The sequence below is a fragment of the Mucilaginibacter sp. UYP27 genome, from assembly GCF_040547175.1.
In the GTDB taxonomy this organism is placed as follows: domain Bacteria; phylum Bacteroidota; class Bacteroidia; order Sphingobacteriales; family Sphingobacteriaceae; genus Mucilaginibacter.
The window spans coordinates 295043-308564 of the sequence record NZ_JBEPPE010000001.1; the positions used below are offsets into that span (position 1 = coordinate 295043).

Here is a 13522-nt window from a genome sequence, read left to right on the forward strand (position 1 = left end):
AAAATTGGTTAAATTGGTAATGCGATAACATTGGCTGCTAAGAATGCCCCTGCACCGTCATTTGGTTCGGAGATAAAATTATGGGGTATTTAATATCCTGTTGTGGATAAATGGGGGCACAAATGTCAACTTATATTTAAACTATTGATTTATAGTTTATTATAATTTATGTGCGGCTATTTAAACCGTAAAGTTATTGAAATACAAACCCCATTAGTTACAAATGAAGCCTGTTGTAAAGATGTATGAAAGCTTATTGATGATGTGTTTCGGCATACCTGGATGGTAGCATATTATACTCCGCCTTAAAGGTTTTAACAAAATACTTTTGGCTTTTAAACCCAATCTTGTTACAGATCTGGGAGATGGTTAAATGGCCGGTTTCTAATAACTGCGCAGCACGTTTTAGCCGCATTTGCCTAACCAGTTCATTTGGCGTTTTACCGGTCATCTGCAGTATTTTTTTGTAAAGCGTATAACGGCTCACAAACATTTCATTACTAAGTTCCTCGACCGAAAAATTGGGATTAGAGATATTATTATCTATCAACAGTAAAACTTTTTTAATAAACCCGTCATCCGGCGAATCTACCTTTACTTCGGTAGGATTAGCTTCAACCTGCTTTTGATAGGTTTTGCGCATATGCTCCTGCTGCAACAAAATATTGCGGATCTTAGAAAGCAAAATTTCGAAATTGAAGGGCTTGGTCATATAATCGGTAGCACCCGTTCCTAAACCTTTTAGTTGCTGCTCTTCGCCGGCTACCGCGGTAAGCAATATTACCGGGATGTGCGATGTGCGCTTATCGTTTTTGATCTTGATACAAAGGTCTATGCCGTTCATCTCCGGCATGGTTATGTCGGTCACTATCAAGTTGGGGTGTTGTGCAAGCGCCTTTTGCCAGCCACGTTTACCGTTTTCCGCTTCGATGATATGGAAAGAATCTTTTAAGTTGTCTTTAATGTAAAACCTGAAATCGTCATTATCCTCAACCAAAAGCACAACAGGTTTTTTACCGTCGCGGCCATCCCTTACCTGCACTTCACGGTTGGTGGATATCTGTAAATCGTCTTCGGAGTGCTGTAAATGAACGGCCTTATCTGTAAATGTATTTTTATTTAATTGCTGCAACGGGATCATAACAGTGAAGCAACTGCCCTGGTTCAATTCACTTTCAACAGTTATCTCACCCGCGTGTAAGCGCACAAATTCTTTTACTATCGACAGGCCTATCCCGCTGCCCTGGTTCAGCATTGTACCGGGGATATCATTCTGGAAAAACGGCTCGAAGATCTTCCCTTGCTTATTTGCGTGGATACCTATTCCTGTATCAATTACCCTTATTTCAAATTGGTTATTATATCCAACAGTTTGATTTTTTAAATTGACCAATACACTTACCTGCCCACCTGCATGGGTAAATTTATATGCGTTTGATAAAAGGTTAAATAAAATACGCTCAACTTTTTCGTGATCGAAACTGGTGTAATACTCTTCAATTTCGCTGTCAAATACAAAGCTAATTTGCTTTTGCTCGGCAACATCCGTAAATGAGTAAGAAAGGTCATGGATAAATTCAACAATATCGCCCGTGGTTTTATGGAGTTTCAACTCCTGGTACTCCATCTTCCTAAAATCGAGCAATTGATTTACGAGGTTCAATAATCGCTTGGCGTTACGATTTACCAAAAGCAATTGCTTTTTTATCCCGGGTTCGGTAATTTGTTTAGCAATATTATCAACCGGCGCCATAATTAATGATAATGGCGTACGGAATTCATGGCTTACATTAGTAAAAAACCTGATCTTCATTAGGTCGAGATCATGCATGCGTTGTGCTTCCTCGCGCTCCTTCTCTAAAAGAAATTCGAGGCGTAGTTTGCGAATCCCCCTGCTACGTATAAAAAATAAGATGCCTATAAATAGCAAGGCGTATAAAACATAAGCAACTGTAGTTTTCCAAAATGGGGGCAGTATTTTAATGTATAGCACAATCTCTTTACTTTGCCAAAAGCCTGGATTAGCGGCGCGCACTTTAAAGGTATAGTCGCCGGCATCTAAATTGGTATAGGTGGCCTTTCGGGTAAGGTTATCAGCACTAATCCAGGTTTTATTGAACCCCTGCATCATATACTCGTACTTCGCCTTATCTGCGTCAAAATAATTCAGGGCAGCAAATTCAATAGAAAAAACGTTTTCATTATATTTAAGTTCAACAGTATCAATATGTGATATAGCTTTTGGCAGAATCATATTCCCAAAGATTTTTTCGCCTGCCTTAACACTTTTATTAAACACCTGGAAATCGGTAAAGGCCAGTAGCGGGGCGTTTGTACTATTGCGTAAACCTGCAGGTTTGAAAATATTAAAGCCGTTACCGCCACCGAAAATCAACTCACCCTCCCGGGTTTTAAAAGATGAATTGGCTGTAAACTCCCTCCCCTGCAAACCGTCCTTCTCGTTATAGTTGATAAAGCGCAAAAGCAATCCTTTACTTTTACGATCAACAATAATGTTCGATAACCCGTTGGGTGTACTCGCCCAAATATTGTGGGCGTCATCCTCCCTTAAGTCTATTACGGTATTATCCGGCAAGCCATCTTTGCGGGTAATGTTTTTGAACTTACCTGTTGCTGTATTTAATATGCTGATGCCTTCGCGTGTACTTATCCAGATGAGCCCGCTGCTATCCTCTAAAATATTATTGGTGTTATCGTTAACCAAACTGTTGGGATCTTTATCATCGTGCACATAGTGCATAAACTGATCGGTACGCCGGTTAAGCACATCAACGCCGTAGGATGTTACTATCCAAAGATTGTTATGCCGATCGTCAAGTAAGGCGGCAACATAACTGGAATGCATGGTGTTGGATGAACCGGGCACCATTTTATAATGTTTAAAAGAATTGGTGCTGCGGTTAAAGAGGTTTAGGCCGCCGGCAAGGGTGCCTACCCATAAATTATTGTCCCGATCCTCAATTATCGACCAGATCCTGTCCTCAGATATACTGCCCGGGTCATCATCGCGATGGCGGTAATGTGTAAAGGTTTTGCCGTCAAATTTATCCAGCCCGCCAAAATATGTGCCTATCCAAAGCTTTTGTTTATGATCCAGGTACATGTTTACAATAACATTATTGGTGAGGCTGTTACTATTTGCAGCATCATGCATGTAGCGTTTAAAACTGCCATCTTTACGGTTAAAGTAAACTAAGCCCCCTCCGTTTGTACCCAGCCACAGATTACCCTTATCATCTTCAATAAACTTATTTACATCGCTAAAACTTAAACTCCCCGGGTCAGACAAATGATGGGTGTATAATGGAAACTTAATGATGCTCTCATGGTAATAACTGATGCCACGCTTGTAAGTGCCTGCCCAAATAATACCGGTATTGTCCTTGTAAAGCGTTGTTAAACTATTTTGGCCGATGGTTTTTTCGTCCTCCTCGCGGTTAAGCAGGTACTTTGTTTTAAAATCTGCTTTATTAAGCAAATTGATGCCCCCATGGTCGGTAGCTATCCAGATCCTGCTATGATCATCTTGTACCACCGCGGCAATTACATTTGTATTGAGGCCGGACGGGGTGCCATCTTTATCCAGATGCTTAAAAATGCTCGTATTTGAATTTAAGTAATAAACACCTGATGAATAACTTGGCACATATGCCCAAACATCATCTTGCCTGTCGATAAAAACCTTATAGGAAGTGTTTAAACCGATGGGTAGTTCGCTCAGTTGCCTGCGATAATTTACCTTGTGGGTCAACGGATCGAGGCGCTCCAAAATCCCTTTATTGTAAACCAGCCAAATATTGCCTTTCGTGTCTACAGATAAGTCTGCAACGGCGTTGCTGTAAACAGATGTGTTAAGACCTGCTTTATAGTTGATATGTTCTGTTTTTTTTGTGCGCGGATTATATTTATAGATACCGCTAAATGAGTTAAGAAACCAAAAATTACCGGCTCTGTCCTTTTTTAATCCTGTAAAGTTTTGCGCGGGTACACCAAACGCTTTGAGGACAGCGGCGATATTATGGTTGAAAGTTTCTTTAAGCGGATCGTAAATATTGAACCCGTTCCTTGTTTCTACCCATAACTTATTATCGGGCCCTTCGGTTAGGCTTACCATAAAATCGTCGCTCAGGCTTGCCGTATCGCCTTCTTCGTGCTTAAATACTTTAAATTTATAACCATCGTACTTACTCAAGCCAGACAATGTGCCAAACCACATAAAGCCGCTACGGTCTTTTAAAATACAATTCACCTGGTTATGCGACAGGCCGTTGCCAATATCCAATTTAGAGAACTGAAATTCATTGTTTTGCCCAAACAGTACAGAGGAGTAACAAACAAAAAACAGGGTAAAAAACCTTTTCATACCGTTAAAATGGAACTGTAGCCATCGTTTATACAATTGGTAGCCTAAGTTAACAATAAAATATTCAGGTGTGATTATTCGTTAAAGTAAATAAACTTTCGCGAAGGGGTTGGTCCTTTATAATTGCGTATAATTTACGATCTCACACCCGCCCAATATTAGAATTTGAAGCGAAGGTGTTTACTGTATTTTCACCTGATAGCTGCTACTAACATACGTGGCGCCAAAACGACTATTACTAAATTGTTAATATTCGCAATATCTTCGATTAAATGGTTCGATATTGTATTGCTCCCGCTACCTGAAAACTAAAAAGCCTCTTAGAGAATCTGAGAGGCTTTATAATTTAATGTGGTCGCGAACCATAGACATAATTATCCGAAGTTGTAACTTTCCATAGCGGGAGGATATACTAAACTTGCCTTAATTAATAATAAAGTTTCATTGCATTAAATTAACCAGGGAAACTAATATCGACTTCGCTCGCAATTGTGAAACAGTTACGCTTCGTAGGACGAGTTACGCGACATATCATATAACAGTTCTTTAATTACTTTCATACCGCTATTCCATCGTTTTAAGCAATTGGTGTGTTTGATATCGTTTCTTTCTTTGATCGTTTGATCAGGTTGATAATAATCAAGCATCAAACCCTTCATAGCGCTATGTATCTCCTGTAAACTTCCGTTGACCATTAGTTCGGGGGTTTCTTTCACAAGATCGGCAAGTGCATCTGTCATGCTGGTAACGTAGTATGGGCAATCCCAGTCATGCCGGTAAGGGTCATCACCTTTAATATTTACCTTTTGCAAAGGGTGCGAAAGATCTTCTATAATCTCTGCTACGGCGTCACCAAATACATTAGAGTATTCGGCAACAAAATGATGCCACCAACGCGGATGTTGTGGCAATTCCTTAAGAAGGGTGTCGCAAACCAGCACGCGGACCGGAAAGTGGGGATTTGCCGGGTCCATAATGACCAGGGAGGCTCCGAAATGCCCCTCTTTAAGCGAATGCCGACTGCAAATAACAAAAAATTGCAGCTGTTTATCCCCTGCCTGATGTAATTCAAATGTAAGGTCCTTAATCTCCTGTAAGCGATCTTCCAGAAAACCACGCTTGAATATTATATTCAAATTATTGGCTGACTTGACCATACAGTGTTTACTGTTTTCATCAAATACGTTATCATTCGCCGGGCGGCTGGTAAAATGATTGCCGCTGTTGTAGCGTAGCTGCTCGCAATCAACCGGATAGGTGCTAATATCCGCGGTATCGCCAGCCTCTGTCTGCTTGCTTGGCTGAATCGTGCGAAAAGGAATATCCATCCTTTCACTATCCATCCGGCGCGCAAGGTTATAAATCCGTTGTTCAAAAGTTGACAATAAGGGGTCTCCGCAAATTGGGTCAAAATAAACCTCGTTAACGCCTCTTCCTAAATGGTTGGCAATTGTACTTTGCTGCAACAATTGCTGTAAAGGATGAACCGAGCTCAGGAAAAAATCACGCAGAGCATCATTTGCAAGGTATTCCTCCAGCGGCTGATCAAACCTAAGTAGCATTTCATTTTCGTGTTGAACAACCCAGTTACGTAAAAATTGATCTATTTCAAGTTCAAATTTATGATTGGCCGCTACCGCTATTTCTTTAATACACGGTAATTGCTGCTTAGCCCTTTTGCGAATTTGATTAGATATTGCCTGTCGTAGTTTTAATTTTTTGATATTATTTCTCCAGTTAAATTTCGTGAATATTAAAAAAATAAAGAAATTGGTCAAAGGAATTTGACAGCTCCAAAATAGTAAATATTTTAATTTTTTAAATAAATTTTTGTGAATAATTTAAAAAAAATAACGGCCTTATGACATAATAACAAGGACAGCTATCAACGTTAAGCTGTAATACTTTGCAACTAAACAAAAGCCCTCCAAAATTAATTTCTTAACTATAATAATTTAAAAATACCTGCGAAACCTTTTTTCCAATTCATTTAATTAGGTTTGGCACCTTAACCGCCCTTATATGCTTTGGTATGAAGATGAAATACATCGTTTAGAAAAAGAACGTGCAGCACTAACTTATACGCCTGATACATTATTTTATGGGAGCTCATCTGTAAGGCAATGGACAGACCTTGCCGAAGATTTTAAGGAGTTAAGTACCGTTAACCTGGGTTTTGGAGGCTCGACACTTGCTGCCTGTACTTGGTTTTTTAACCAGCTTACAGATGGATATCAGCCAGAAAGGATAGTTTTTTATGCCGGCGATAACGACCTTGCAGATGGGCGACGCCCGCAAGAGGTATTTATTTTCTTTCAACAATTAACAGAACGGGTTAAAAATAAATTCGGTTCAATTCCCTGTTATTTCATTTCTTTAAAGCCAAGCGTAGCTCGTTGGGGTCTTAGAGAGGAGTTTAAATATACAAATGAGCTTATCTCGGTAGAAATAGCAAATAATCATCCGAATTGGAAATGGGTAGACATATTTACCCCAATGTTGAATGCCGAGGGAACGCCTAATGCCGATTATTTTATCGCCGACGGCCTGCACTTAAATAAAACAGGTTATCAGCTTTGGAAAATCACTCTTCAAAATGTAATGAACAAGAATTAACTGCGTATTTAACAGGGTTGAATTTTGAGTCGCTTTATAGCGATCTTCTCTTTTGCAGTGTCAGGTTCATTGAGAAGCCTTTCCAAATTAATTTCTTCATCAGCCTATACAAGTTTTAAGACAACCTCATAGGCCGTTTTTTTCTCCTGGTGTGCTATCAACCATGCTATAAAGCTTAAAGTAAAAATATCATTGTTCTCTGCTTTACCCAATTGGTTTATAACCGCCTTTTTGTACGTTGCTTCAAACACTATATCAGGTTTTATCAGATATTTTTCAACCAACCTCAGGTACGATAACACACGCTCCTCCGATGTTTTAACCAGATACTTCTTATATCGCCGCCTGAAGCTACTAAGGCGAGACATGGCAAGCTCGATGTTGGAGAACTGCGCGTGAACCAAAATTTCCATCAAATTCTTTCGGATAGCCCATAACATGCCCATCTTCTTTTCATACCAGGCATCAGTGCGCGTTAACAAGGCCAGTTTTTTTAAACTTCCCCGATCATTACACAAGCCTAAAAACATAGTAAGGCATAATCGTAAATCCTCTATATCTTCAGGTTTAAACGTATGCTTTGTATTAGAAAGGGATTCCTGTAACAACGCGGTCGCATCTTCTGCAAAGCCGGTAAAAAACAAATTAAGTGCGTAAAGTAATTGATAACGCAGATAAAACAGCTTATAATAACGACTATCTGTCGCCATCAAACCCATCATTTCCTTAAGATAAGCTGCACTTTTTGCAAAATCACTTTGGCGTAAATGAAAGTTTGCCAAAAAATACAAGATGGATATATGGTAAAAAAGATAAGACGAATTTTTGTAGGACAGGCCTTTTATAAATTGATTCGTACGGTTAACATATCGCTCTATCAATCCATAGTTCTGTTGTATTGCCGCGTATTCATTCGCGATGAAAAGAATCTGATAAATAGATTTGTACGTCATCAGGTCCCGGGCAGAGATTTTATATTTCCGGATGGTTGTAATCATCAGCGCCGTTAAATTAACGATCTTCCCTTTCAGGTGTATCTCCTGCAGTTCCTGCCTCAAAAAGGCATAGGCTATATTCAGCTTAGCCTCGCGTTGCATATGGGCCTGGTTTTGTGAGAAACGCTCGGTCAGGATGTCGAGGCTTTCAGCCCCCGTCAGGTGGGCATACTGCAGCTTTAAAAGCAAAAGCTCGTTCAATAAATTAAATTGCTCTAATTGTTCAGCTAAACGCTCCGCCTTGTCCAGGCATTTGAACGCTACTTTTACAATATCATTTTCTAATAAAAAACGCCCTACCACCACCAGGCGCAACGCGTCATAGGTGTCGGAATGATTGCTTTCAAACGTTTTCTGAGATAAAAACAGCAGCAAATTATCCTGCAGCCTTTTACGAAGGGCATGATATGCATCATTGTTTTTTTCCGGTCCATAAAGTTTATTTAAGCCATACATATCGTCAGTTTCTATCAAACTGAGCAACTGCAGGTTTTTTACATCTTCCCGTTTATTTTTCCGATGTAAAAATTGCCTGAAAAGCTTTCTATCGGCGACATTGAGTAATTGGATCAACTCCTTAAGTGAGTCCATGAGAATAAGTTCGTGTATATAAAAGTATAATATTTAAATAATATATCGTCAGTAATTTCCAAATTCCGATTTTTTTAGGCCTATGGTACAGCCGACATTTGCTTCCATATTAATCACTAAAACGAAAAACATGGAATCGCTACAAAACAGAACAGAGGAAAATTCACCCATCTTAAAATATGGTGATAAAGTTAGAAGCCCGTTTAAACCAACCGCCGCATTTATGGGCGCCTCGTGGTTTGCATTATTAGCAGGAACAGTAGGCTATTGCATTGGCTTATGGAATGCAACTATGGAATTGAACGAAAAAGGATATTACTTCACCATTTTACTATTTGGCTTGTTTGCAGTAATCTCGGTACAAAAAAGTGTGAGGGACAGGGCAGAGGGACATGTTGTTACCGACCTTTATTACGGCTTAAGCTGGTTTGCCACTATTGCTGCAATGGTGTTACTCACCATTGGCCTGTGGAATGCAGATCTTGCCCGAAGCGAAAAAGGTTTTTATGCTATGGCGTTTTGCTTAAGCATGTTTTCATCTATTGCTGTACAAAAAAATACCCGCGACGCAAAAATGTTTGAAGATAAAGAACTGTAACGTAGCGGTTACCACCCCGCAGTGCCTTGCCCGGCAAGCCTGCGGGGTTTATTTGACTGGGTACTATTATGTTGCTACCGAAATAAATCCTCTTCGAGAAATCTGGAGGCTTTTTTGTTTGCAATATAGACATCAGCTGGTGTCTATCCTCCACAACTACAAGCTATTCGCTTTATTTCAGGCGCTTCGCTTTTTTTATTACTATTAAAAATCATCTAATGCTATTTCATAAGTTACAATCAAACGTAGGTCACTATATAGCTAAGCTTATTGTTAGTTAAGCGCGGTAAACGGCACGCTCGCAGCCATTCAAACTAAATTATCTTAATCAACGTTTCTAATTACATGAAACGATTGCTGTTCCTTTGCATTTTGGTGATAACTTTTTCGCATATAATTAACGCGCAAAACCAGAAGCCGGTTATTGCCTTTGCCAGTGATACGCAGGAACCCATGTGGATAGAAAAATTGTGGCTTAAACCCAATCATAATTTACTGGCCACAAAAATGATATTTATGGCTGTAGATAGCATGCGGCCCAAAGCCTTTTTTATTTTAGGCGATGTTGTTTCGCTTGGCAGAAGTAAGAGTGCCTGGAAAAATATCGATGGTTACCTTGCGCAATTGGTTAAAGATTCTATCCCCGTTTATGCAACATTGGGTAACCACGAGGTGATGTTCAACGCTAAAAAAGGCATCAATAATTTTAAGAAGCGTTTTCCTGGCGATGATCCCTTAGGGTTTACCGAGGTTGTAGATTCCGTAGCCGTAATATTGCTAAATTCCAATTTTGGCACAATGTCTGTAGCTGATATCGCTCAACAAAACAAGTGGTATGAAGAAAAATTACCGGCCCTGGATAATGACCCGGCTATAAAATTGATCATCGTTGGCTGCCACCATTCGCCTTATACCAATAGCACTATCGTAAACCCATCAGTGGCTGTGAGGCATAGTTTTGTGCCGCCATTTATTAAATCAAAAAAAGCAGTACTGTTCCTTTCGGGGCATTCGCATAATTTTGAAAATTTTAAGGTAGAGGGTAAGAATTTCCTGGTCATTGGTGGTGGTGGCGGTTTGCATCAGCCACTTAGGCCTAATAACGAGAAAATGCATGATATTTCTCCTGACTATAAACCCGAGTTCCATTACCTGCAAGTGACCCGCCGGGGCGAAACACTTAACATCTTATCCAGGAGGTTAAAAAAAGATTTTAGAGGTTTTGATGATGGTTATAGCTTGAAGGTTGGTAAGTAGCTAAATTACCTATACGACTCGTGCCTTATCTTCAGGACTTTCAACGACAGCCCTATCAAAAACACCAAAGCTATAATATAACGTGGCCAGGTAACTGGTTTATTGCTTGGTGCTTGCTTCAGCAGTTGTTCTTTCTCCCGTTCAATGGCCTCCAACTTATCAGCTATCAATTTAATATCTCGCTTAAAAGCAATATCGTCAGTTTTAATTTGTGGGTCTTCGGGCCAGTGATATTTTAAGGCCCGGATATGTTCATTAACCGAAATCCCTTTGGTTTTAAATAAAAAACCCTTGGTATAGTTTGCAAAATCTTCCCATTTACGTGACTCGTAACCCTCGTCCATCAAATTCACCATGGTATGAAACCACTCCAGTCCTGTCTTTTGCCCCGCAGATGGGTGATGCAGATCAAGCACCGGCAAATGCTCGCCAATTAATATCTGTGCTTCTTCAAAATCAATTTTAGCAGCATTGTGTAATTCTTCGTATTCGGTTCGCTTATCTATCTTTAGCACTTCCATAGTGCCATATAACACACTTAAGAAAGATATCATTACCCAAAACAACTCTACTTTGCCCCAAAATACCAAGGGCATGCTTTTAGGGATAACCGCATAAAAAAACAATACCAATAAAGCCAGCGAAACCAGTGCAGCGAGTACGATAAGCATTTCAAATCCGTGAGTTACTGTAAAGCGGAAATATAACGCTACTTAGGTTAAGTTAATGTTAAGTTTTAGCGTGCTTCGCATCGCTGTCGCCAATTATTTTGTGTCGCAAACCCCGTTTTGGGAGATATGCCCGATGGCTTGTTCGCACCCTTCTTATTTATTGCTTTACCGCTGATAATCTACCGGGGTTTTCTACCGTACCATCGCTTGACCCTGTCCAAACGCCTTCCATTTTGGTGGATCCATTAGATACATTCATGGAATAATTTACACTTTCGATGTTGCCGGTTACCGCCACCGATCTCATGATAAGTACTTTTATAACAGATTCGTAAGTAGCTGTTACGGTATCTGTTCCGGAAGACTTTCCATCTACCGACTGCCATTGAAAAACCCCTTTATAACCGGGGATATCCTCGGTTAGGATGAAGCTACCTGTCCACTGGCGGCCATCGTTACCCACGGCGCTGGTAATCTTCCAATTGCCGGCCAGTGTTGGCTGCGGTTGTGTTTTTGAGCTGCATGATACAGCTGTAATTATAATAAATGCAATAAAAACGGCTTTTATAATGCGCATAGGGTAGTTGTTAATAACAGCTAAATATGAACAAATATAACAAACGGGTGCTTTGCTTTACCTTTTTGCACACCAATGTTGTTAATATTATTTGTTCCTTTTCCTTATCATGCTTAAAAACACCGGTGTTATGCCCAGGTATGATGCAATGTGTTTCTGCGAAATGCGCTGCTCCAATCTGGGATACAATTGTTGAAATAAAACGTACCGTTCTTGGGCAGTTTTAGATAGGTTAGTGTTAATGCGGCGCTGAAATAAGCTGAACCCGTTTTGTACCAGGATGCGAAAGAAGCGTTCCAGCTTGGGTACGTCGATATATAGTTGTTCCAAAGCTTTATGGCTGATATAAACAACTTCGGTTATTTCCAGCGCGCTAATATAATAGTAGGCCGGCGACTGACCCGTAAAACTGGTCATGTCATTCCCCCACCAGTTTTCCGGACAAAACATAATATTATGTTCGTCGCCGTTTTTATCGCGGTTAAAAATGCGCAGGCATCCCCTGTTTACAAAGTAAATGTTCCGACAAACTTCACCCGCCTCCAGCAAACTGCCATTTTTAGAAACCACTTTATACTGGAATGCTGCGGTAACCTTATCAGTATCCGCAGCATCAAGCGTTATATGCGTTGCAAAATTTGCAAGGATGTGCTCAAACATGAGCGATATTACAATTATGCCGGTAAAAATCCTACTATCGCCGTAATTTGGTTCTCATCATTATACTCCACATAATCCCTGCCTGAAAGTTCGCCGCTCCCGGGAATGGATATACCCCATGTATAATAGCAGCTACGATCAAAAAACTCTGGCTGGGTCAATACCGAAAATACACGCCCCGGCACAATATCGTGCGATTGCATAACCAGGGTTACCAAAGCATCGATGCCCTTTAACATAGGCGTATTTTTATCTTTATATGTAATACCATCGGCACAGCATTGTACAAATGCCGCCTTTACCGCTTCGTGTGTTTTCTCGTTCCAGCCGTTAACGTAGCGCTGTACGGTTTCTGTCATGTTTTCCATACCACAAAGGAACGGCCCTCAACTTTAACAAAAGTTAAAGTAGTTTAATAAAATGAGATAGCTACTTAACAAAATACAGTACCGTGTGTTAAAAATGGACGTATCTTTAAAATCAACATATAATGGAAATCAAACGCTGCGGCTCACAGCCCTCAGGCAAGGGGCCTTCAGAATATTTTTCAGGGACAGTGCGTATCGATCCGCTATTTGCGCCGCCGGATCCCGCCCGCGTGGCTATGGCACTGGTAACCTTCGAACCGGCAGCCCGCACCGCTTGGCACACCCATCCGCTCGGGCAAACGCTAATAGTTACAGCAGGCAGTGGTTGGGTACAGCGCGAAGGCGAACAAATACAACAAATATATCAGGGCGATGTAGTTTGGTTTGCACCTAACGAAAAGCACTGGCATGGCGCCACCGCTACCACCGCCATGAGCCATATAGCTATTCAAGAAAAACAAAATGGTTCGCCAGTTAATTGGTTAGAACAAGTAACCGACGAACAATACAATAACCAATAATCTACAAAATGAAACCTGACAAATCAATTGCAAAAAGTATCCGCAAGGGTATATTCATGTTTTAACCACATTGTTTATAACAACATTTACAAACGACGCGTTATCACAAAGCAAGGGCCTGGTTGTGCGCATAGCTAAACAGCGCATTTCAAAAATACAAAAGCAGTACGCTTAGTATGGTAAAACCGCCCGAACTGATTGATGTTGCGCCAATAGCTTTACTTACTAAGTACAAGCATTAACTAAATCTGGGATTAGCGAACCCATAATTGCACTTCATCACT

11 protein-coding genes are annotated in these 13522 nt (G+C 40.4%); 4 read left to right on the forward strand and 7 right to left on the reverse strand.

The annotated features are described in order from the left end of the window. Positions 1 to 253: 253 nt before the first annotated feature. Positions 254 to 4384, reverse strand: a complete 4131-nt coding sequence (locus tag ABIB39_RS01240) for a two-component regulator propeller domain-containing protein (RefSeq protein ID WP_354426776.1) — start codon at positions 4382 to 4384, stop codon at positions 254 to 256. Positions 4385 to 4884: 500 nt separating this feature from the next. Then, positions 4885 to 5946: a hypothetical protein gene (locus tag ABIB39_RS01245; protein ID WP_354426777.1), complete on the reverse strand. Its 1062-nt coding sequence runs from the start codon at positions 5944 to 5946 to the stop codon at positions 4885 to 4887. Positions 5947 to 6406: 460 nt separating this feature from the next. Here ABIB39_RS01245 and ABIB39_RS01250 point away from each other — a divergent pair, with 460 nt between their 5' ends. Beyond that, entirely contained in the window at positions 6407 to 7000 is a 594-nt protein-coding gene (locus tag ABIB39_RS01250; RefSeq protein ID WP_354426778.1) for a GDSL-type esterase/lipase family protein, read from the forward strand. Between the two features lie 104 nt (positions 7001 to 7104). On the opposite strand, the gene ABIB39_RS01255 is transcribed toward ABIB39_RS01250, so the two are convergent. Continuing rightward, positions 7105 to 8586, reverse strand: coding sequence for a hypothetical protein (locus ABIB39_RS01255; RefSeq protein WP_354426779.1), 1482 nt, complete (start codon positions 8584 to 8586; stop codon positions 7105 to 7107). Positions 8587 to 8716: 130 nt separating this feature from the next. Between ABIB39_RS01255 and yiaA the strand changes: the two genes are divergently transcribed. Continuing rightward, positions 8717 to 9184: an inner membrane protein YiaA gene (gene yiaA / locus ABIB39_RS01260; RefSeq protein WP_354426780.1), complete on the forward strand. Its 468-nt coding sequence runs from the start codon at positions 8717 to 8719 to the stop codon at positions 9182 to 9184. Between the two features lie 345 nt (positions 9185 to 9529). Continuing rightward, entirely contained in the window at positions 9530 to 10441 is a 912-nt protein-coding gene (locus ABIB39_RS01265; protein WP_354426781.1) for a metallophosphoesterase family protein, read from the forward strand. Positions 10442 to 10446: 5 nt separating this feature from the next. Here ABIB39_RS01265 and ABIB39_RS01270 read toward each other — a convergent pair whose 3' ends face one another. From ABIB39_RS01270 to ABIB39_RS01285, 4 genes are all read right to left on the reverse strand, one after another. Beyond that, positions 10447 to 11112, reverse strand: a complete 666-nt coding sequence (locus ABIB39_RS01270) for a hypothetical protein (protein WP_354426782.1) — start codon at positions 11110 to 11112, stop codon at positions 10447 to 10449. 157 nt (positions 11113 to 11269) lie between these two features. Continuing rightward, on the reverse strand, positions 11270 to 11689 hold the full coding sequence (locus ABIB39_RS01275; RefSeq protein WP_354426783.1) for a hypothetical protein: 420 nt from the start codon (positions 11687 to 11689) through the stop codon (positions 11270 to 11272). Positions 11690 to 11776: 87 nt separating this feature from the next. Beyond that, positions 11777 to 12349, reverse strand: a complete 573-nt coding sequence (locus tag ABIB39_RS01280; RefSeq protein ID WP_354426784.1) for a Crp/Fnr family transcriptional regulator — start codon at positions 12347 to 12349, stop codon at positions 11777 to 11779. Positions 12350 to 12363: 14 nt separating this feature from the next. Continuing rightward, positions 12364 to 12717, reverse strand: a complete 354-nt coding sequence (locus tag ABIB39_RS01285; RefSeq protein WP_354426785.1) for a hypothetical protein — start codon at positions 12715 to 12717, stop codon at positions 12364 to 12366. A 122-nt stretch (positions 12718 to 12839) separates the two neighbouring features. On the opposite strand from ABIB39_RS01285, the gene ABIB39_RS01290 reads away from it, so the two are divergent. Then, on the forward strand, positions 12840 to 13238 hold the full coding sequence (locus ABIB39_RS01290) for a (R)-mandelonitrile lyase (RefSeq protein ID WP_354426786.1): 399 nt from the start codon (positions 12840 to 12842) through the stop codon (positions 13236 to 13238). Positions 13239 to 13522: the final 284 nt, after the last annotated feature.

Bases quoted from the DNA above. Each gene is read 5' to 3' on its own strand.
- ABIB39_RS01240 (WP_354426776.1), bottom strand. From the start codon at position 4,384: ATGAAAAGGTTTTTTACCCTGTTTTTTGTTTGTTACTCCTCTGTACTG.
- ABIB39_RS01245 (WP_354426777.1), bottom strand. From the start codon at position 5,946: ATGCTACTTAGGTTTGATCAGCCGCTGGAGGAATACCTTGCAAATGAT.
- ABIB39_RS01250 (WP_354426778.1), top strand. From the start codon at position 6,407: ATGCTTTGGTATGAAGATGAAATACATCGTTTAGAAAAAGAACGTGCA.
- ABIB39_RS01255 (WP_354426779.1), bottom strand. From the start codon at position 8,586: ATGGACTCACTTAAGGAGTTGATCCAATTACTCAATGTCGCCGATAGA.
- yiaA (WP_354426780.1), top strand. From the start codon at position 8,717: ATGGAATCGCTACAAAACAGAACAGAGGAAAATTCACCCATCTTAAAA.
- ABIB39_RS01265 (WP_354426781.1), top strand. From the start codon at position 9,530: ATGAAACGATTGCTGTTCCTTTGCATTTTGGTGATAACTTTTTCGCAT.
- ABIB39_RS01270 (WP_354426782.1), bottom strand. From the start codon at position 11,112: ATGCTTATCGTACTCGCTGCACTGGTTTCGCTGGCTTTATTGGTATTG.
- ABIB39_RS01275 (WP_354426783.1), bottom strand. From the start codon at position 11,689: ATGCGCATTATAAAAGCCGTTTTTATTGCATTTATTATAATTACAGCT.
- ABIB39_RS01280 (WP_354426784.1), bottom strand. From the start codon at position 12,349: ATGTTTGAGCACATCCTTGCAAATTTTGCAACGCATATAACGCTTGAT.
- ABIB39_RS01285 (WP_354426785.1), bottom strand. From the start codon at position 12,717: ATGGAAAACATGACAGAAACCGTACAGCGCTACGTTAACGGCTGGAAC.
- ABIB39_RS01290 (WP_354426786.1), top strand. From the start codon at position 12,840: ATGGAAATCAAACGCTGCGGCTCACAGCCCTCAGGCAAGGGGCCTTCA.